At 59.7% G+C, this 18643-nt stretch carries 19 protein-coding genes; 4 read left to right on the top strand and 15 right to left on the bottom strand.

Annotated features, from left to right (window positions below; all coding sequences use genetic code 11):
* The first annotated feature begins 416 nt into the window (after window positions 1-416).
* Window positions 417-1904, top strand: coding sequence for a hypothetical protein (locus tag BSF38_RS29585; protein WP_237170958.1), 1488 nt, complete (start codon window positions 417-419; stop codon window positions 1902-1904).
* A 593-nt stretch (window positions 1905-2497) separates the two neighbouring features.
* On the opposite strand, the gene BSF38_RS29580 is transcribed toward BSF38_RS29585, so the two are convergent.
* The 15 genes from BSF38_RS29580 to BSF38_RS29510 form a co-directional block, all read right to left on the bottom strand.
* The gene (locus tag BSF38_RS29580; protein ID WP_076351836.1) at window positions 2498-2758 is read right to left on the bottom strand and encodes a ribbon-helix-helix protein, CopG family; all 261 of its coding nucleotides are present in this window, start codon (window positions 2756-2758) and stop codon (window positions 2498-2500) included.
* A 198-nt stretch (window positions 2759-2956) separates the two neighbouring features.
* Window positions 2957-3280: a hypothetical protein gene (locus BSF38_RS31080; RefSeq protein ID WP_145952420.1), complete on the bottom strand. Its 324-nt coding sequence runs from the start codon at window positions 3278-3280 to the stop codon at window positions 2957-2959.
* Window positions 3281-3288: 8 nt separating this feature from the next.
* On the bottom strand, window positions 3289-3897 hold the full coding sequence (locus BSF38_RS29570; protein ID WP_076351832.1) for a ParA family protein: 609 nt from the start codon (window positions 3895-3897) through the stop codon (window positions 3289-3291).
* Window positions 3898-4182: 285 nt separating this feature from the next.
* Window positions 4183-4710 carry a pentapeptide repeat-containing protein gene (locus tag BSF38_RS29565; RefSeq protein WP_076351830.1) on the bottom strand — a complete coding sequence of 176 codons (528 nt, stop codon included), beginning with the start codon at window positions 4708-4710 and terminating at the stop codon, window positions 4183-4185.
* Between the two features lie 43 nt (window positions 4711-4753).
* A complete protein-coding gene (locus tag BSF38_RS29560; protein ID WP_076351828.1) occupies window positions 4754-5713 on the bottom strand; it encodes a hypothetical protein in 960 nt (319 codons plus the stop codon).
* A gap of 57 nt (window positions 5714-5770) precedes the next feature.
* Window positions 5771-6190, bottom strand: a complete 420-nt coding sequence (locus BSF38_RS29555) for a hypothetical protein (protein ID WP_076351826.1) — start codon at window positions 6188-6190, stop codon at window positions 5771-5773.
* Between the two features lie 52 nt (window positions 6191-6242).
* Complete coding sequence (locus BSF38_RS29550; protein ID WP_076351824.1) at window positions 6243-8213, bottom strand: type IV secretory system conjugative DNA transfer family protein; 1971 nt, start codon at window positions 8211-8213, stop codon at window positions 6243-6245.
* Between the two features lie 25 nt (window positions 8214-8238).
* Window positions 8239-8769 (bottom strand): hypothetical protein, encoded by a 531-nt coding sequence (locus tag BSF38_RS29545; RefSeq protein WP_145952419.1) that lies wholly within the window; start codon window positions 8767-8769, stop codon window positions 8239-8241.
* A 15-nt stretch (window positions 8770-8784) separates the two neighbouring features.
* Window positions 8785-9267, bottom strand: coding sequence for a hypothetical protein (locus tag BSF38_RS29540; protein ID WP_076351822.1), 483 nt, complete (start codon window positions 9265-9267; stop codon window positions 8785-8787).
* A gap of 68 nt (window positions 9268-9335) precedes the next feature.
* On the bottom strand, window positions 9336-11009 hold the full coding sequence (locus BSF38_RS29535; protein ID WP_145952418.1) for a hypothetical protein: 1674 nt from the start codon (window positions 11007-11009) through the stop codon (window positions 9336-9338).
* A gap of 76 nt (window positions 11010-11085) precedes the next feature.
* Window positions 11086-11931, bottom strand: coding sequence for a ParB N-terminal domain-containing protein (locus tag BSF38_RS29530; protein WP_076351820.1), 846 nt, complete (start codon window positions 11929-11931; stop codon window positions 11086-11088).
* A gap of 176 nt (window positions 11932-12107) precedes the next feature.
* Complete coding sequence (locus BSF38_RS29525) at window positions 12108-12443, bottom strand: hypothetical protein (protein WP_076351819.1); 336 nt, start codon at window positions 12441-12443, stop codon at window positions 12108-12110.
* Window positions 12444-12635: 192 nt separating this feature from the next.
* On the bottom strand, window positions 12636-12974 hold the full coding sequence (locus BSF38_RS29520) for a hypothetical protein (protein ID WP_145952417.1): 339 nt from the start codon (window positions 12972-12974) through the stop codon (window positions 12636-12638).
* Between the two features lie 603 nt (window positions 12975-13577).
* Window positions 13578-13898, bottom strand: a complete 321-nt coding sequence (locus BSF38_RS31075; protein WP_145952416.1) for a hypothetical protein — start codon at window positions 13896-13898, stop codon at window positions 13578-13580.
* A 150-nt stretch (window positions 13899-14048) separates the two neighbouring features.
* Window positions 14049-15635: a HEAT repeat domain-containing protein gene (locus BSF38_RS29510; protein ID WP_076351814.1), complete on the bottom strand. Its 1587-nt coding sequence runs from the start codon at window positions 15633-15635 to the stop codon at window positions 14049-14051.
* A gap of 378 nt (window positions 15636-16013) precedes the next feature.
* Between BSF38_RS29510 and BSF38_RS29505 the strand changes: the two genes are divergently transcribed.
* The 3 genes from BSF38_RS29505 to BSF38_RS29495 all read left to right on the top strand — a co-directional run bounded on the left by BSF38_RS29505 (window position 16014) and on the right by BSF38_RS29495 (window position 18605).
* Window positions 16014-16292 carry a hypothetical protein gene (locus BSF38_RS29505; protein ID WP_076351812.1) on the top strand — a complete coding sequence of 93 codons (279 nt, stop codon included), beginning with the start codon at window positions 16014-16016 and terminating at the stop codon, window positions 16290-16292.
* A gap of 64 nt (window positions 16293-16356) precedes the next feature.
* Window positions 16357-16659 carry a hypothetical protein gene (locus tag BSF38_RS29500; RefSeq protein WP_076351810.1) on the top strand — a complete coding sequence of 101 codons (303 nt, stop codon included), beginning with the start codon at window positions 16357-16359 and terminating at the stop codon, window positions 16657-16659.
* Between the two features lie 62 nt (window positions 16660-16721).
* On the top strand, window positions 16722-18605 hold the full coding sequence (locus BSF38_RS29495) for a ParB/RepB/Spo0J family partition protein (RefSeq protein WP_076351808.1): 1884 nt from the start codon (window positions 16722-16724) through the stop codon (window positions 18603-18605).
* Window positions 18606-18643: the final 38 nt, after the last annotated feature.

The following is an 18643-nucleotide window of genomic DNA, read 5'->3' as shown; positions in this document are numbered from 1 at the left end:
TGCACCCCATCCCCTAGCCCCCGAACGTTGCTCGTTTGGACGTGCTTTCACCGTGAAATCCGTCCCCGGCACTTTGGGGTACGCCCCCTTGCAGCCTATTGGGCGGCAGGCACTTTGGGGTACAGGCCGCCTACTGAGGCTGAGCGAGGGTGGCACTTTGAGGTACGCCCCCGGCACTTTGGGGTTTGAAATCAGGCACTTTGGGGTACCGTGGCAGGCACTTTGGGGTACGGCGTCAGGCACTTTGGGGTACGGTTTCCGGCACTTTGGGGTACCAAATCAGCGCTGGATTTCTTTCCAAGTTCCTGATACTGACTACTTTATCGCAAGGGCTTTTCCGCCTAGACTATTAGACTCTTGAGAGACTTATCTTAGACATCAACAACAAGACGACATGATGATGATTTTCTGAAAGTATGTTTATGGAACACGAAACCCTCTCCTCCACCGAGCCAGTGCCGGTAAACACCATACGGGTGGAAACCGCCCTCTCCCGCTTCCCGGTGCATCGTCTGGCCAGGAGGGGGCAAATCAAAATCGAGGTCAAGCAGTCCAACGAACGGGGTGAATCGTCAACAAAATGGAAAGTCAGCTACGACGGTGAATACGGCCAGCCAGGCCCGCTGGCCTACAAGCTCGACACGCTGATCATCAATCGTCGGATCGAGGAGGCACGCCGCCCCATCCCCCGCATACTCAAGCTCGGCAGCCTAAGCGACATCTGCCGCGAGTTGGGGCTGGCCGACAGCGGCAAGAATCGCAGCGATATCAAAAGGTCATTGTTTCAGAATGCGACTGCGAATATCAAGACGAAGACCGAATATCGGCACTCTGACGGCACAGAACAGACGCTGGAGGCTCTTTTCACGCGGTACAGCGTGATCCTCACCGGAGAGAAGCTGCCGGGCGGCAAGAAGGCTGACGGCGTCTACATCGTCCTGAATGACGTTTTCATCAACGTCATCAACGGGGCGATGGCCCGGCCTCTCGATTACGACTACCTGAAAAGCCTGCCCCCTGCCCCGCAGCGTTTCTACGAACTGCTCAGCTACCAGATCTACGCCGCCCTCAAATACGACCGGCCCAGGGCGAAGCTCACCTACTCGGAATTCTGTGCCCACGCCCCGCAGACGCGGCACGTCGATTGGGAGAAAGTACGCAGCCAGATGACCAAGGTGCTCAAGCTGCACAAGGAATCCGGCTATATCGCCAGGGTCGATTATCAGGATACTACCGACGGCGAGGGCCAGCCCGATTGGGTGATGCTCTTCCAGCCCGGCCCGAAAGCCCGAGCGGAATTCCGAGCCTTCAGCAAACGCGGCGGCCCGAGCATTCTGGAAATCGAATCGTCCGAAGTGCTGCCGTTGCTCAGCGACGAGCGACAGCTGGAACAAGAGCTGGTTAAACGCGGCGTTTCATCGGAGGTTGCCAAAAAGCTGATGGTCGAACAGCCTGAGGAGAAGATTCGCCAGCAGATCGAAATCCTCGATTACCGCCTTGCCGGAAAGAAGTCTGAAAAAATCGACGACCCAGCTGCGTGGTTGGTTGCCGCCATCCGCAGCCCGGAAGGCCACGCCGCCCCCAAGGGGTTTGTTTCCGAGGCCGAAAAACTGCGGCGCCAGGAGGCTAAACGCACCAAGGAACTGGCGGCAGATGCGGAAACCCGTCGTAAGCGGGCAGAAGCCGACGATGAAAAGCGACTCAGCAGCATGGCTGATGAAAAGCTCGCGGCACTGACGCCAGATCAGCTGGCCGAACTTGACGCCGCATCGCTTGCTGACGCGACTGTGGAACAGCTGGAAAGCGAAGAAGGCCCATTCGGCAATACGGTCAAGCTTCTTCGCCGCAGGTCGTACATCGCTCGCCAGCTAAGAGCCCAGCAAGTGCTTCCCGCTGATGCCTAACCTTGCCTGATGCAGAGTCGGCAGCGGGCGATTACCACGCCCGGCATCCTGCCGTTCATGGCAATCGCTGATCCTCTGCCTGAACGCGGTCGCTGGCGCTCCCGGCCCGTTTCAAGTTTCGTCCGGCATCACCCCCAATTGGATCATGGGGGGGTAATGCCAGCCGTTTGCTTGAGTGGATGCGGCTTCGCCGCTCTTATCTGATTTGCCCCTCCCGTCCCCAGCGGGGATGCGGGGTGAGAAAGAGGAAGGAGGGGGTGGCCGGAAGCCTAGATGACTAAACGACTAGGCTATTGAATAGCTAGATATCTAACCATCTACTCAACTAGCTTATTGGCCGATGCCCGTCCACTGCGTCCTTGCCGCTTAGACGCTCGAAGCTTTCAGCGGCTGGACAGGTAGCGGCTTCGGCACCCTCAGAGGTTCAAAGGTTTACCCGCAAAGCGAATCCATGGCCATCGGCTACGGTCGCCAAAACGCTTTGGCTGCTAAGCACCGTCGAGCATCGAGCGGTAAAGCAGCTGAGGGGTTGATGACTAGATTTCTAGAAATCTAGCAGTCTAGTGAGCTAGTTGGCTACAACCCCCCTGCCCTTACGCAGCTGCATCGTCGGCCAGTTCTTCCTGGCCGCCGCGATCACTGACGACAAACCGCCGGAGATGCGTCTGTATCAGCTGCTCGACCAGCTCGGAGCGATCCAACCCCAGCATAGCGGCGTGGATCGTCAATCGCTGGGAGCTATCAACGGAAAGATGGATTGTCGCCTTCACCTTCGCAGCCGCTTGCCGGTTTACGGCTTTCAGACTTTGCCGCTTTTTGCTTTTGACGTTTCCAGATTCCGGGTTGTCAGCCATTTTGCCTCCATCCTGTTCAAGCGTTTGGACGGCAAAGCGGCTACACGCGGTTCCGTCTGTCCGTCTAACCACACATCGGCTAAACAAGCTCTCCGCTTGAATGATCTGGACGCCAAGCTGCAAATGACTAGCTGACTAGGTGATTGAATCACTAGATATCTAGAATGCTGGAAATTCAGAAGACTAGTTGATTAAATATCAATTGGCCTCAAGCCATTGCTCTAAAAGCATTTGCAGCAAGTCGCTGAAGTCCTTTTCGGGCTGCAAATCCTCCCACTTGCGACGAGCACGCTTCATCGTCGTCTTTCTAAGATACGTACTGGTGATCTTGAAATCGGGATCACGGTACTTTCCGACTTTCTCTTTCCGCTTACGCGGCGTCAGCTCCACGGCATTCGATTCTGGTGCCGCCGCTGGAGGCAGCGGGGCAGGGGAGAGGGGGGAGTCTGGTTTGGCGTTAGTGGCTTTCAGGATGCTGGCCAACCCAGCAACCCGCGAAGCATCGTCCGGTTTCTTGCTCATCGCTCCCCTCATCGTTTGGCAAACTTCTTCAGCTCGGCCCCGACCTCGGCGTAATCATCCCAACCAAGAGACGCACGCGGGTCTTTTACGTCGGATACCAGCACGCCTTGAGTGCCCGCTGTCTTAAAGGATTTCAGGAGCCGGATGCTGCCTTTGAACAGCGGTAACCCGGCTTCCTCGAATGCCGCTCTAGCGATGTCCCCATCACGAGCAGGGCGGGGGGGAACCATCGTCAGCAACACCCGAAATTTGTCAGCATCGACTTCCCGCAAGGCTTCGACGGTCTTGGCTAAGGCATCCAGCGACAAGCCATCGGTGGTCGTCGGGATGATGATCAAATCCACTTTCGTGGCCAGGGCCTTCAATACTGCCGGTGCCGGACGGGCGGCCGTATCGATGACGGCATGCCGGGCATCGTTGGCGGTGAAACCCAGCTGCTCATCGACGACGGTGAATGGCAAGGAATCGTTGCCCCTAGCAGCCCATGCCGTGGCACTTCGATTAAGGTCACCGTCGAGCAGCACCGTCTTGCCGGATTTCTGGAGATAGGCAGCCAGGTGGATGGCGGTGGTCGTTTTTCCGACGCCACCCTTGAATGACACGATGGTGATAATCATGGCTGCATTGTTCTCGTGGCCTCGCCCAAAATCCGGTTGCCCAATTTCTAAATGACTGGTCGGCTAGGCTGGTAGATATCTAGTAAACTAGTCGTTTGATGGTCGCAGTGTATCGCTGGACTGCTTGAAAAGCAACCAAAATCAGCGGCCAAAGCAGGCCACTACGAACAGCTGACTGAATTTCTAAATGACTAGATATCTAGAATCTAAGTCAAAGGGAAGAGGCGGCTATTCCATTAGCCGCCTCTTAGGCGATCCGCGTGGGCGACGCTAGCGGATGCCGACTTAGCTGATCCCCTGCCGATGCCCATTACGCTGGTGCGTTTTCTGACCCTGTCCTTGCTCGTTCCTTGCAGCCACGCCTTTGCCTTCAGCCAGGTCGCCCGGCGAATGCTCCGCCTGCGGCTTCTGCTTTTGGCCGGGTTCGCTGGCATGGTTCAACGCCGCCGATTCCGCAAGGTCGCCCGGCGAAACCGTGGGAGGCGGCAGCATGGCTCCTTCGAGGTAAGCACCGCCGAGGTTGGCATGTCGCATGTCGCAACCCCGAAAATCGGCGTGATATGCCTCGGCCCCCTGCAACTTAGCACCGTACAGGCTGGCGTTTTGAAACGTCGTGCCTACCAGCTTCGCACCGCGAAGATCGACGTACCGCAGGCTGGCACTGGTGAAATTGGCGCCCGACAGGTCGCTGGCCCGCATGTCGGCCCCTTCCAGCGACACGCCTGCGAAGTTGACGTTTTGCAGATTCGCTCCCCGCCAGTCCGCTTTGGGCGGGGCAGGGGGGGAACCGTTGCCGTCATTCGATCGCGTCATGGATGCACCTCCAAATGGGAAGGCCGTCCATGGCCGGTTTCGGCTACAACCTGATGCCGTTGGAAAGGCGAGGCTGCCGGGGTCGCCCAGCCTTTTGCTGTTCCACGCCTTTGCCCTCGGCCAGGTCGCCGGGGGAAGGGGGCTGGTTTGCAGGAACCGGCTTCAGCCACGATGGCATGCCGCCGTCGGTCAACTCGGCCGAGCTTACCGGCGCCAGCGAAAAGGGCTGCACGTCGCCGACAGAGTTAATGAATCGATACCCGGTGCTGTACCCATCGGTGAAGATGAATGACTGCTCCAGGTGCAGCGATTCGCGGGCGATATCGACGGCGTTGAGAATGCCCCCCGCCTCGAATTCGAGCAGGTGGTTGTAACCGACGGGAAACTGGCCCGGCGATTCGCCCGGCTCCCACACATGAAACTTTGCCACCGTGATGCCGAATTCCCCGAGGATATGCCGACTCCGAACCGCATCCGTGAAGCCGCTATCGTCCACGTCGCGGAGGATTTCGATTTCCTCGGCGGTCAGCTTGTCGAAGAGGGATTTCCCAGGGAGCATGGGATGCGGTTCGAGGTCGGCAGGCCTGACCCGATAGAAATGCTCACTGTCCCCTTGGAGATTGATGAATCGATAGCCGTTGCCGTCGGAATCGGTGATTACGAAATCGGGATTCAGCTGGATGGACTCGCGTGCGACGGCGATGGCGTTATCGATGCTTGCCGCATCGCAACTAAACACGGAATTATATCCTTCTGGAAATAGGCCAGGTGTTTCCGTCGGTTCCCAGACATGGTAGGTACTTACCCGGCTACCTTCCGTGTAGAGGTAAAACGTATCCCGCTCCCCAGCCGTGAGGCCGAACTCGTCCACGTCGCTGAGGATTTCCATTTCCTCCTTGGTCAGCTTGTCGAATATGGGTCTGGCGGCAATCCGGTCGTATTCGCTGCGATCGGGCAGGCTGGCGTCACCCGCCTGCTTTGCCTCGGGCTGCTTCTCGGCCATGGTTTCACCCCCGGAAATCAGCTAAGGCGGCGACATGCCGCCTTAGCATCGTGACGGTTAAACGGACATCCGAATCGCTTGCCGCTGCTGGGCCTGCACCGCCGCCTGCGGTTCCACGCCCTTTCCCTCCGCCAGGTCGCCGGGCGAAACCTGCTGGCTGGTGCTCGCCTGCGGCGTGATTTTCGGGCTGACGCTGTCGGCCAGGTCGCCGGGCGAAGGCTGGGATTGCCGCTGCCGCTTGTCGGCGGCGATATCGCTGTAAAGGGGGCTGAACGCCTGCCCCGGCTCCTCCGTTTGGATCGATTCGCCGAACGGCTTCAGGGCGACGCCGATTTCATCGACGCCTTGCCGCAGGAACGCGTCGATGACGCCGTCTCTGGTCGCAGCCCGGTATACCGCCGCGATCCCGGCTCCAACCGCCGCGATCCCAGCCCCGGTCTTTTGGAGAAGGCTTTTCTCCTGCGTTTCGTCTGACATGGATGGCTCCTTTGGGTGACGAAGGGGGATGCAACGCGATACATGCGCATTGTCATATCTTGATGAGAAATCCGCTGTCGTTGCTGCGGTGGTTGCGGCTGGAGGGCCGCCGTTTCGTCGGATAGGCCGGTATCCTGCCGCCGGGAGAGGAGGGCAGGTGTTTGTGCACGCCCGCCTTGCTCAGCGTTGAAGACCGGTTGCCCGCCGATCGCGTCGGCGGCGCCACGCCCTTGGCGACGAATGCTCCGAAGAGCAGGCTCAGCACCAGCAGCAGCGAACAAAACACGGTGCCAGCCAGCCCGACGCGTCGATGCCGCCCAATGCCGCTGGTGAATTCGGGGTCTTGGTAGTAACGCACCATCCATCCAAGGCAGGCGGGCAGGTTCTTGTGCAGGATGATGCAGGTGTCACGCGGCAGCGTCAGGATTTCCTCCGGCTTCAGCAGTTGGCGGGCGATTTCGCTGCGGCTCCAGCCCCGGTTCGACGACTTGCTGCCGCCTTGCCCTTGGCTGGCAGCCCCCGTCTGGTAGGAATCGCCGTCGCCGCCGTTTTCGCTGTACACGGTACGGGTGGTTTCGCCGATCCGTCGGCTCAGCTCCTGGGCGGTTTCCATCGACGCAAGATTCACATAAACTTGCGTGTGAATATTGTCGAGGATGGTGGAAGCTTTTTCGCCGAAGCAGGTTTTGACTTGGGCGTAAGACTGAAATATGAACATCAACCTCATGCCCATGCCGCGATAGAGCGTGGTCGCCTCCTCGATCGCGGGGATGGAACCGATGTGGGCGATCTCATCAAGCACCCACAAAAGAGTTTGGCTTTCGTCGGGCAGGCCGCTGGTGACCCGATTCATCACCGAGGTGATCCACAGCCGCTGGAGCCTGGCCAGGCTGGTCAGGCGGCGATGCGGCAGGATGAAATACAGGTCGGCGTTGCCGGTTTTCAGCTCCATCGGGTCGAAGCTAGAAGTGCTGACGTTGCGGGTGACGACGGGCGAATCCAGGAACGCCAGGTTCCGCGTGAAAGTAGTCAGGATCGAGCCTTGCTCCTCCGGTGCGGCAAAGCCCATCTCGCCGCTAAGCTGCCTGATGACGCCGCTGGCAGCGTCGCTTTCACCCATCACCTTCAAGGCCATGTCGTAGCGTTCCCGCGACGAGGAAAGGCCGCGGACAGTTCCCAAGTGCCGCCGCTTTTTGTCAGTCTCGCAAGCGATGGTGAATGCGGTCAGCCCGACCAGATTCAGCTCCGCCATATCGGAGAAGTGCGGGTGCTGGTCATTGGGCGGCCGGATGATCAGCGGGTTGGCGAAATCCCGGCACTGGTCGAGGAAATCCTCCTTCTTCGGGTCGATGAAATCAAAGGGATTCAATGTGTGGCTGGTGCCGAACATCTCGAAGGGATCGAGGCGATAGGCTTTTTTGCCGAAGCGTTTCTTTCGCCATGCAGCCGCCGCCTTGAAGCTCTCTCCTTTCGGGTCGATGATGGCGATATTGCCGGGGTGCGACAGCAGGGTAGGGGTGACGAACCCCACATTCTTGCCGCCGCCAGCCGGTGAGAACACGGCAGAATGTATATAATCGGGAATGCGTATCAGCTTGCCGCCGCGGTGGATGCCGAAGCCTGCCGCCGCCATGAAGCGATTGACCGCTTCCGCCGCTTCCACCTGCGGCGAAAACAACGACGTTGCGGCCGACAGTATCGGCACCGGGTCGGGCGGCAAGCGGCCGACGACCAGCCCCTTGTCGCCCAGCATGCCCGCCGTTTCCATCGCCTGGGGCGTAAGCAGCGACGCCGAGCCGTATGCATCCGACGCCGGATGGTAGATCAGCCGCCGCCAGGCGATGAAGCCCGCAGCGGCCATGAGCAGCACTGGAAACCGCATGGCGATCACGGTGGCGGCTGCGGCCAGCACGACCAACGCCAGGATGAGCGTCGCCCGGCAGGCAGACGCGACCGTGGACGCAGTCGCTAAACGGATACGCATGAACATAAAATGCTCCTCTTCCAAAATCTGGATCGTCAAAGAGCTTCTTCAACCGCCCGTGCGGTCAGGGCGTCAGCCTGGCGCCACGCCGGAGCAGCTTTTCCTTCGCCCGCAGCTTCGCTTTCCGCCCGTCGTCCAGCTGTCGCTGGATGTCGGTTTTCACGTCCGGGTCGATGGCTTGCCCTTCGGATTCCAGAATCCCCATCCGCCCCTGCTCAGCGATCAGCTCGACGGATTCACGGCTCCATGCCTCGCTGGCTTCCCGATACCGCCGCTCCAGCTCGTGCAGCTTCTTCTTGGCGTCCGGCCCGGCGATTCCGCCTGCGGCCTGCTTTTGCTTCAGGGCGTCGATTTCATGGTCGATCGCATCGAACGCGGCGGCGGCTGGCGGCGTTTCCGCCGCCTCTTCCTCCGCTTCCTTCGCTTCCGCCGTTTCGTCGCCGGTCGCCTTCATGGATTCGGTGGCCGATTGGATGGCCTTGCCCGCCGCCTCGGCCAGCGGCGTGAGCTTGCGTTTCAGCTCCGCCGGTTTCAGGAGCTTGCCGCCGCCCAGCAATACGGCGGAGACGGCCAGTAGCAAAGCGACCGCGATCAAAAACCCACGCATCGGCTACTCCTTCCCACGGCTTGCCAGTTTGCGGCCGTTGGCTTCGACCTGACGCAGCACGTCCTCGACATCCACATGCGGCACGGAGCGGTTACGGGCCTTGGCCTCGACGGGGCGTGGCGTCGCTTCAACCACCACCGGCTGCTCGTGCCCGCCTTCAAGCTCGACGGCGGCCGTCCACATCAGCCGCGTTCCGAGTGCGATTAATATGGCGGCTACGACAAAAGACAGGGGCACGAAGATGGCCGCCACGCCCAGGCACACGCAGGCGGCGCCTTTGACAGGCCGCGACCATAACCAGGGTGCCAGCGACGGCAGCAACGCGGTGAAACCGTAGACCAACGCCACCGAGCAGACGGCGGCAAGCTCAGAACTCAGCATCCAGGTGGGCGTTTCGCCGCCCCACACCATGAGCAGGAAGCAGCCGAAGCTCAGGGCAACGAGGCAACCGACGGCGGATGCGATAAAAATGGTGCGGTCTTGCATCGAGCGATCCTTTCCGTTGGGAATCGAGGTTGATGGCCGGGGCTGACGACAGCCCCGGCCTGAAGGTTTCACCTGTGGCCGCCGCCCATCTGGCCGGTGTGCATACCGCCCGTATGGCCGCCGCCGTGCATCGGGCCAAAGCCCCCGCTGAGATGCTGGGGCATCATGTTGCCCATCTGCGGCATTCCCATGCCGTTGCCTGGATGATGCATCGGCATGCCGTTACTCATGCCCAGCCCCGGATGGTTGCCCATCATCGCGTTGCCCATGCCGTTGCCGGCGTGATGCATTGGCAAGCCGTTGCCCATACCGCCGCCCATCGGGTGGTTGCCGCCGGGATGGTTCATGCTTCCCATGCCCATCCCTGGATGGTTGCCCATCATTGCGTTGCCCATGCCGTTGCCGGGCTGATGCATCGGCATGCCGTTACCCATGCCGGTCGAGGCCATGCTTGGGTTGAAGATCGGGTTACCGTGCCGATCCATGCCGGACGTATCGGTGGAAGCGTAGTGCTTGCGGTGCCCCTGTGTGGGAGTGACGTGGTTGGCTTGCGGCTGGTGGTTGCCGCCGGTGGGCGTGCTGTTGGCGTGATTGGCCGGGTGTTGGTCAGTCACCTGACCCATACCCGCCATTGCCCTATGCTCGGCCATCGCTGCGAGTTTGTCGGGATCGGTGATCCTGTAATTCGGCCGATAACGCTGCTGCACCGGCTTCGGGCTGCCGTCGCCGCCTCCGGTAGAATGAGGCGTGTTCATTCCGGTGCCCAGCCCGTTAACAGGGGAGGGGTTGGTAGCACTGCCAGGCTTTGCGTGCGAGCCGTCGCCAACCGGCTGCTGCGGCACCGTCATCACGGTTCCAAGTCCGGGGATGGTGGGCTTGGGCTTGGGCGGCGGAATGTTTTGGTTAGCCTTACTTGCGGCCTGTGCCAACGCCTGAGGCGTCGGCTTGCCCGTGCCGATACCCGGCATGCCGTTGGTGGCGGTCAGTGCCTTCGGCGAAGCCGTATGGCCTGCCACATTCCCCACAGCCGCTTTCGCCGCGGGGGTTGCCGTAGCGGTGCTTGCCGTCGCCGTCTTGGCGTCAGCCTGAGGCTTGGTGGCGGCAGTCGCCTTGGCCTTGGCCGCCTCGATCAGCGACAAGCCTGTTTCCCTAGCCGCATCGGTATCGCCCGTCACCGAGCCGGGTAATGCGATTTGCGGCGTCGGGCTGCCCATGACCGCCCTGGGCGTGGCTGCCGGTGCGGCAACAGGTGACCCGAAGGAAGCCGAGTGTTGCACTGGCCCCGGAATACCCACCGCCCGCGGCGGCAAATGGGGGCTGAGATTCGGCGTCGCAACGTGCGGCACTGAAACCTGCGGCATGCCCATGCCGGAGCCTCCACCGCCTCCGATGCCGCCATATCCGCCGCCCGACCCCATGGAAGCCAATCCGTTCCCGATGAACGCGTCGATTTGCTTTTCCGCCTGGGCGTTAATCTTCCTGCTGACCACATGCTTCTTGGCGTCAGCCGCCGCCTTCTTCTGTTTCGCGGTCAAAGTGGGGCGGCCCCATTTGTTCGCCTGTAGCGACTGCATGCACAGCAAGGCGGCGCCCAGCACGATGCCGACGCCGATGGCCGCTTGCTTTCCCTTGATCCCCCACGCGATGCCTACCGCGGCGATGGCGGCGATCGCCCACATGCCGAACGTGGCCATGAACCAGCCGAAAAGGCTCATGACGAATAATGTGCTCATACCAGCCATGTTGCTAACCTCTCATGGGTTCGGAAGTAAAGGGCGGCACGCCGCCGCCCCGGTGCGTGGAACGACGCTAGTTCACTTATTGGAGGATGTAGGCCCAGCCATCGGGCCGAACTTTGGCGTGCTCGCCCAAGCGGGCAAGCAGTGCCTGCACGTCTTTGGTAACCGTGGCAACGGTGTCATTCTCGGCCACGGTTACCGATATCACGCGGCCGTTGAACGGCAGCGAAACGACCTTCTTGGATTTGCCGCCGTTCCTGCCGCCTTTCTTCAGGTGCCGGATGAACTCCGCCACCTGATCGCGGGTGCGTCGCTTGCCGTCCGGCCCCAGCGATTCGGCGTATTCCACCGCCTGCGTCATGTGGTCGATCGGCGCCGCCGCAATCAGCGAGCGGATGCTGATGCCCAGCTGCTCGGCACGCTCCCGCAGATGGGCCGGGATACGCTTGTCGCCGAAGGCACGGCTGAGCTTCGCCGGGGAGATCCCCAGCGATTTCGCGGCCTCGCCCGCCGTGCAGCGGGTCAGCTCTATGTAACGGGCCGCCCGCTGGACGATTTCGTCAAGGCTCATGACGCGGCGGAGGTGGTTGTGCTGAAACGTCAGCTCGATCTGCTCCTCTTCGGGCACGTAACGCCCGAGGTCGAACGCCCAGAAAGGCCGCCCCAGCCGCTGGCATATCAGCATCCGGTGAGCCCCTTCCAGCACCACCCGCTGCTCTTCATCCAGCTCCGGCGAAGGAAAAACGAATCCAGGAACCCGTTGGCCGTGTTTCTGGATTTCCGGCTCCAGCTGGGCAAGCCGGGCCGGGCTTGGCAACGGATTGTCGGGCGACAGCACCAGCCGCCTAGTCTCGAACATTTCCGGCACCAGCTCGGCCTTCTCGCCACGGAGAGGGCGGGCCGTCGCCTGAATCGCTACGTTCATGGGTTGCCCCTTTCACGGGAAAATGCTGCCGGTGGGTTTGAAAAAGGCGTGCAGTGACCGGCCACCGCATGCGGTGTTGGCTTAGGATGTAGAAATCAGGAAGTATCAAAGTGTTGATGGAGGCGATCCCGGAGGCGGAACGCCTCCGGGTGGATGTGTCGCCGCATCAACAAGCGTCACTCGGGCCGCATGACGAGCACTTTGCCGTTGATCTTCACCTTGCCCGAATCGACGATCTTGCGAACCTGATCAGCATCCAATCTATGATCGGACTCAACGACTTGGCCGTTTTTCAGACCCTGAAGCCGCAGCGTCTTCATCTCGATGTCCAGCTGGGCGGACTGGACTTGCTGGATCTCGTAAACGGTGATGGCGGCGATACCGACGACGGAGCATCCCGCGACAAAAAGAGGGATGAATTCCGGGCCGCCGCAGCCGATCGGCCCGAAGGCCAAGGCCGGAATCAGCAGCAGGGGGATGACCCGTGACTTCGATCGTTCGAGCTTCAGCATGGCTGTGTCCTCGTGAGTACGATGAAAGCAGTTGGAAGGGGCTCGCCGGGCATTGCTGCCCGGCACCGTCACCCTATTAGCGGTTGCGACATTGCGACCTGAAATCGCGTGACGCTAAACGTGTGAACGAAACGACTTAGGTGGTAGGCGAGAATTTTGGAATGATGACATCGGCCGCCTTCCACCGTGAAATCAGCCCTCGATCTCGGCGGGCAGATACCACCGCCGCCGCTTCGGCTCCAGATAGTCGGCGAGCCGCACTTTGACCTCCCGATAGCGTCGGTAACGATGCAGCTGACGCGTTGTAACGCCGCTGAGCAACGCAACGGCTTCTTCGGTGAGGCCGGGCCGGATCGACTTTGCAAACACGGCACGGTCTTCCTTCGACAGTTCCCGCCAGAAATCGAGGAAGGCCAGCAGCTCATGGCGGGACTTCGGCGGCATCGCCGACAAGGCGGCGACGATGAAATCAAATGCCGGATCGGATTCCCTAGGCGAGCCCGATGTGCAAACGTTGCTCAGACTGGACATGGCGAGACTCCTTCGATAGGCGGATGAACTTTGGGAAAGCGACTGTGTGAACTGTCAAGGCATGCAGCTACCGGCCAGCCGCATGCGGTGGTTACGTGGAGCGATCCTAGGACTCGGGCTACCGCCCGCGTCAGATACAGAATTGCCTAGTCGATCACTATTGCTCTTGGCCAGTGGCACCGCCGGGGAAGCCGACGACGCGTGCCGTAGCAGCAGCTTCCTCCGAGCTTCCGGCCGCGGGCGGCTGGAGCGGCCAGCCGTCATCGCGTCGTTCGGTGTCAGGCTTGGCTGTCGGACGCTTTGCGTCAGTAGACGGCCATACCGGGTTTCTGATCGTTTTCTTCAACAGAAACGCTCCTTCCGCCCGCTCGCAATGTGCGGACGAAGACCGGCACCGCTAGACGGCGTTCTGTCGCCTGTGCGACACGTTGAACAGTAGGGCCTGAGGTGATAAGGTGAAGGGACCTGCCAAGGCCCTTTGGCCGTTTCACCACGGCTGAGGTTCAGGCTGTCGGATCGTGGCGTCAACCTCGATCCGACAGCTTCATAGTAACTCAGACGTTCGCGGTGAAAAGCGTGTTAAGCCGCGTTTTACACCCCCTGTCAAAGACCTATGCCCGATCTTCGTCGAGCTTGATCGGCAGCTTGTGATTCGATTCCTCGGATAAGCTGCTCAGCGTGACGCGGTCCGGCGGCGATATCGAAGCGGTTGTAAAGCTCGATCAAGCTCTTTGCGTAATCCCTTAGATCGGAATCAGCAAGGAAATGGTGGGCTGGGGTATTTCCCAGAGTGCGATTGAATGCCGCCGTTGCCAGAGCACGTTCCGCATAGAGCATACCTGTGGCGTCGTCTCCAGCGTGGCCAGAACCATCATTTGTAAATAGATCGATCGCTTCGCCGACATCGACTTGGCGAGGATACATGCGGCGAAGCCTTCCAACGCTTAAATCGTCGCTTGGAAAGCTAATTTCTGACAAATCTATGTCCACGATACAAAAACAACTTAATCTCAGATATGCATATAAACGTAATTCCTATAAAAATTATATAATGGTTGTTCGACAACGTCCAGTTTAATTCTTGTCATCGACGAGCTGTCGTCGAAAGCCGAACCAGTCTCTTCTCAAGTCGTCTTGTCTGCTCAAGAACTTCAAAACCCAGTCCGCGGCTTGCAATGCATCGTCGCTGAACTGATAGCTTTGTGGCTCGGCGCCATTCCAATTTGACACGGTAAACATCTTGAACTCTCTTCCAAAAAGCTTGCTGAAAACTGGCTCTAGTTGCTTTAAATTTGGAGCGAAGCTCGGTTTGCTCATTGGTAAACCACTGCTTCTCATTTCACTGTTGTAGTGGCGTGAAAGATAGTCGCAGGCACCACCAAGTGAATTGATACCTTCCGCATAGAGACGGATACACAAATGAAAGAGTTTAAGATGTTTGAGATATGATTGTGCGTAGGCGTCGAATAGGTAGGTTTCGCGGTGTAGATTGTAAATCATTTTATGCTTCGTCTCGGAAATCGTGAGTTCGATATCTGGGTCTTTGTGCCGTATGCCAATCTGAAGTTCATGTAATACAGATATAAATACATGTTTTGATGACGTGAGTGCGTCGGCTGTGGCGTGACGCACTCGTGCGTCGGGGTCATTGAGTGCTGATATTAATGCGTCAGCGGCAGCTGGGGTGCCGATGTGTACTAATGATGCAGCTGCAGACCGCACTGGATGGGATGGATGTTTAAGTGCATGAGTAAGATGGTGCATTATGTCCGGGGTTGGGCTTGCTGACCCCAAAGCGGAGGCAGCTGCTTCTCGTACTCGGTCATCGTCGTCTTGTAGAGCGAGGATCAAAGCTGGGGTCGCCTCCGCCGGTCCAAGCAATTCTAGGGCTTGGGCAACCGCCCATCGGACGTCAGAGGTTTTATGGTTCAAACCATGTGTTAATGGTCGGACTGCCGCCGTCTGACCGATTAAGCCTAAGGCATTAGCTACGGCAATCACTACCGAATCATGTTTGTCTTTGAGTGCCGCAATGAGTGCCGGGGTCGCGTCTATGGCATCCAGACCGATCATGCCCAGCAGTTCTGCTGAGAGTCGCCGATTGTCCTTGTGGCTGTCCGTGAGCGTGGTCAGCAATGTGGGGACAGATGTTTTCGAGGGCTTGGCCATGCGTAGCGATTCAAGAAGTCTGCGTCTAGAATTGCTAGTGCGTTGAAGTAAATCAAGGGTGTTGATTTGCTTAAGTAAATGTCTTTCGGCGTTTGCACTATCGATTGCGACCAATGAAGTTGCTGCATCATAAAGAGAATCAGGTGACAGAGCTATGATGCGTACGAGATGAGGTGTCGCTGCTCTCGCTGCCGGTCCAATCGATCTAAGAGCGTGGGTGGCAGCCCGTCGCACCGAAGCTTGTTCGTCGCTAAGCGATTCGATCAGCGAAGGGACTGCCGAGGCCGCCGCGGAGCCGATCCAAGTAAGAGCACCGGCGGCCGCTTCTCTTACCCAGTCGTGCTCGTCCCTAAGTGCCGAAATGAGACAAGGAATCTTCTGTAAAACATCTGTCATAAAATATTGAACATGTGACGCTTTGGTTTGCATTTCACGATCAAGCATGCCAATCCGAATGCCTTCGAGATGACGCAGGAATTCTGGCTCGATCATAAACGTAATCCAAAATGGTAATGCGTATGATGGCTTCTGCCGGCTGCTGATCGCTAGTCGGATTATAGACATACTTCTCGCATCCGCCAGATGGTGACCACCAGCCCGCCAGCGAATCCGTCTAGTCACGGGTTGAAGCCCGGATTTCCTTCCCAGCCTCATTTCTGCCCGCTCACAGAGCCTTACACCGCGACCAGTACCGCCGCCGCCGTGCCAGTCAATCGCCTTCTTCCGTTTGCGAAACAGCCGCCCAGGTGCGGCCATTTCGTACTCAGAACGCGATTGACCGTCGCTGCGCTCACGCCTGAGGCGTCGGTTGATCGCTCAAGGTAAGGCCCCGATGAGCGGGGCCGGAAACGAAAGAGAAGGAAATTCAATATGTCTTCACCCGCACACAAGATCCGCAACGGCGTTCTGGCAGTCACCATCTGGCGGAATACGTCCATCGAAAAAGGCACCAGCTGGTATTCGGTGAGCACCAGCCGCTCCTACAAAACCGGCGATGATACGTGGAAGGAAAGCGACAGCTTAGGCTTCGATGACCTGCTTCACATGGCCAAGCTCCTTGACCAGGCCCACTCATGGATCGGCAAGCAGATGGAGGCGGACTCCAAGGTACGCAAAGCCCGCAAGGAAGCCGACAACGGCGAGGACTAACCGGGCCGGTGCCGGGGTCATCCCCGGCACCGCCGTTTTATCAACAGCTCAAGGAGTAAGAGCCATGACACCCTTCACCGTCGTCTACCTGCCGTTATCGGCACCGCCCAAATTCCCGCTCGGGGCAGTCGTCATCACCAGCAACGCCCAAGCAAGGCTTACCAGCGTCGCCGTCGCAGACGGCTTACGACGCCACGCCATGGGCGACTGGGGTGACATCTGCGAGGAAGACGCCCAGCTCAACGAAGCCGGGCTCATCGAAGGCGAACGCCTGCATTCCGTCTACGGGGCAGGTGAGCACCTCTTCTGGGTCATCACCGAACGTGACCGGTCGGTCACCACGGTGCTGATGCCGGAGGACTATTAGAAGGCCGGGGCGGGCTGTAACCCGCCCCGTAATCAACTTTATAACCTATGGAGAATGATAATATGAACTACCAATCGATTGAAATCAACAAGCTTGTCAAATCCCGTTTCAACGCACGCCGGACGGTGGCCAAGGGTGCCGCCGACGACCTGAAAGCTTCCATCCTCGCCCACGGGCTGATGCAGAATCTGGTGGTCACCGCCGCCGGTGACGGCGGCTTCGAAGTGATCGAAGGTGCCCGCAGGCTGGAGGCCATCAAAGCCTTGCAGGCCGAAGGCAGCCTGCCCGCCGATTACGCGGTGTCGTGCCACGTCGTCGAAGAGGGCGACGCGATGGAAAAGAGCCTAGCCGCCAACACGGTCAGGCTGGCGATGCACCCGGCGGATGAGTACGAAGCGTTCGCCAAGCTGGAGGCGGGCGGCAGCTCGCCTGAGCAAATTGCCGAGCGTTTCGGCAAAACGGTCAAGTATGTCGAGCAGCTGCTGCGATTGGGCAACGCCGACCCGAAGCTGCTGAAAGCCTACCGCGAGGGCGGGCTTTCGCTCGATGCCCTGATGGCCTACGCCATCACCGATGACCGCAAACGCCAGATGAAGGTGTTCAAATCGCTGGGAGATCACCAGCGGGCAAACCCGCGTGCCATCCGTCGGGCGTTGACCGACGCCATGGCGGAAGCCGACGGCCAGCTTGCGAAATTCGTCGGGCTGGAGGCTTACCGCGAGGCAGGCGGCACCATCCAGAGCGATCTGTTCAGCGATGCGGTCTACCTCGAAAACCCGGAGCTTTTAAACGACCTGGCAACTGCCAAGCTGGACGGCGTGAAGCAGCAGCTGGAGGCCGAAGGCTGGGGCTGGGTCGAAGTTTCGCCGGAATACGATTACGGCGTGATTTCGGCCTGCGGGCGGATTCAGCAGCAGCCGGGTGAGGCACCGGCCGAGGTGATCGCGTTGAAAAACCAGCTGATCGCCGAGCTTGAGGAGATCGAGCAAGCCCTTGAGGATACGGAATCCGATGCCTTGCTGGAGGCACAGGAAGCAGCCGAGGCACGCCTTGCCGAGGTGCAGGCGACGATGGCGGGCTTTGCCGCTTACGACCCGCACCAGATGGCGTTCGCCGGGTGCTATGTCACGGTCGGCCACGATGGCTCGCTTCGCACCGACAAAGGGCTGGTGCGGAAAGCCGACAAAAAGCGGCTGGCATCGCCGACTGAGGCGACGGAGCGGAAACCCAAGGGCATGCCCGCTACGCTCAAACGCCAGCTGGAAGCCTACCGGCAACAGGCGGCACAGGCGGAAATCGCCCGCAACCGGCTGGTCGCCCTCGATTTGCTGGTCTTCACCATCGCCAGCGACGCCTTCGGGCACCGTTTTGCCGCCAACAGCTGCTTGGGCGTGAAGTTTGACCTGCAACGCCCGGCGGTGAAGGAGGAAACCCCAGCCGGGGCTTCGATGGCAGCGATAGAGCAGGGGCTGCCGCTGGCGTGGCTGGAGCTTTCCAGCGAAGCCGAGCGGTTCCGGGCGTTATCCGACCTGTCGGATAACCAGAAGCTCGACCTGCTGGCCGCCTGCGTCGCTTCCAGCCTGAAGCCGCAGCTGGCCACCGGCTTTGAGGCCACCGCCTGCGAGCTTGCCCTGTCCCTGACCGGCGCCGACCTGTCCGGCTACTGGCGCCCGACGGCGGCCAACTACCTCGGCCGCATCACCACCCAGCAGCTGCTGGCGTTGGGCGGCGGATTGCTGGGTGAGGCGTGGGCACAAGCCCGCAGCCGCGACAAGAAAAGCGAGCTTGTCGCCCAGCTGGAGCGGGTGTTCGCCGAGCCGGAGAAATACGGCCGCACCCAAAAGCAGGTCGCCGGGATTTCGCAGTGGCTGCCCGAGGGTATGGCGTTTACCGCCGTCACCCCCGAGAAGCCGAAATCCAAAGGCAAAGCCCGTAAAGCAGCCTGATTCAACCGGGGCAGGCGTCAAGCCTGCCCCATTTATTT

It is taken from the genome of Paludisphaera borealis (genome assembly GCF_001956985.1).
GTDB lineage: Bacteria > Planctomycetota > Planctomycetia > Isosphaerales > Isosphaeraceae > Paludisphaera > Paludisphaera borealis.
Note: the sequence above shows the minus strand (reverse complement) of the source record. Positions and strands in the feature narration are given on the sequence as shown.

Coding starts and splice junctions, on each gene's coding strand:
- BSF38_RS31080 (WP_145952420.1), bottom strand. CDS start 3,280: ATGAGCAAGAAACCGGACGATGCTTCGCGGGTTGCTGGGTTGGCCAGC.
- BSF38_RS29495 (WP_076351808.1), top strand. CDS start 16,722: ATGAACTACCAATCGATTGAAATCAACAAGCTTGTCAAATCCCGTTTC.
- BSF38_RS29565 (WP_076351830.1), bottom strand. CDS start 4,710: ATGACGCGATCGAATGACGGCAACGGTTCCCCCCCTGCCCCGCCCAAA.
- BSF38_RS31075 (WP_145952416.1), bottom strand. CDS start 13,898: ATGTATCCTCGCCAAGTCGATGTCGGCGAAGCGATCGATCTATTTACA.
- BSF38_RS29555 (WP_076351826.1), bottom strand. CDS start 6,190: ATGTCAGACGAAACGCAGGAGAAAAGCCTTCTCCAAAAGACCGGGGCT.
- BSF38_RS29525 (WP_076351819.1), bottom strand. CDS start 12,443: ATGCTGAAGCTCGAACGATCGAAGTCACGGGTCATCCCCCTGCTGCTG.
- BSF38_RS29585 (WP_237170958.1), top strand. CDS start 417: ATGTTTATGGAACACGAAACCCTCTCCTCCACCGAGCCAGTGCCGGTA.
- BSF38_RS29505 (WP_076351812.1), top strand. CDS start 16,014: ATGTCTTCACCCGCACACAAGATCCGCAACGGCGTTCTGGCAGTCACC.
- BSF38_RS29580 (WP_076351836.1), bottom strand. CDS start 2,758: ATGGCTGACAACCCGGAATCTGGAAACGTCAAAAGCAAAAAGCGGCAA.
- BSF38_RS29520 (WP_145952417.1), bottom strand. CDS start 12,974: ATGTCCAGTCTGAGCAACGTTTGCACATCGGGCTCGCCTAGGGAATCC.
- BSF38_RS29530 (WP_076351820.1), bottom strand. CDS start 11,931: ATGAACGTAGCGATTCAGGCGACGGCCCGCCCTCTCCGTGGCGAGAAG.
- BSF38_RS29560 (WP_076351828.1), bottom strand. CDS start 5,713: ATGGCCGAGAAGCAGCCCGAGGCAAAGCAGGCGGGTGACGCCAGCCTG.
- BSF38_RS29510 (WP_076351814.1), bottom strand. CDS start 15,635: ATGATCGAGCCAGAATTCCTGCGTCATCTCGAAGGCATTCGGATTGGC.
- BSF38_RS29570 (WP_076351832.1), bottom strand. CDS start 3,897: ATGATTATCACCATCGTGTCATTCAAGGGTGGCGTCGGAAAAACGACC.
- BSF38_RS29500 (WP_076351810.1), top strand. CDS start 16,357: ATGACACCCTTCACCGTCGTCTACCTGCCGTTATCGGCACCGCCCAAA.
- BSF38_RS29535 (WP_145952418.1), bottom strand. CDS start 11,009: ATGGCTGGTATGAGCACATTATTCGTCATGAGCCTTTTCGGCTGGTTC.
- BSF38_RS29540 (WP_076351822.1), bottom strand. CDS start 9,267: ATGCAAGACCGCACCATTTTTATCGCATCCGCCGTCGGTTGCCTCGTT.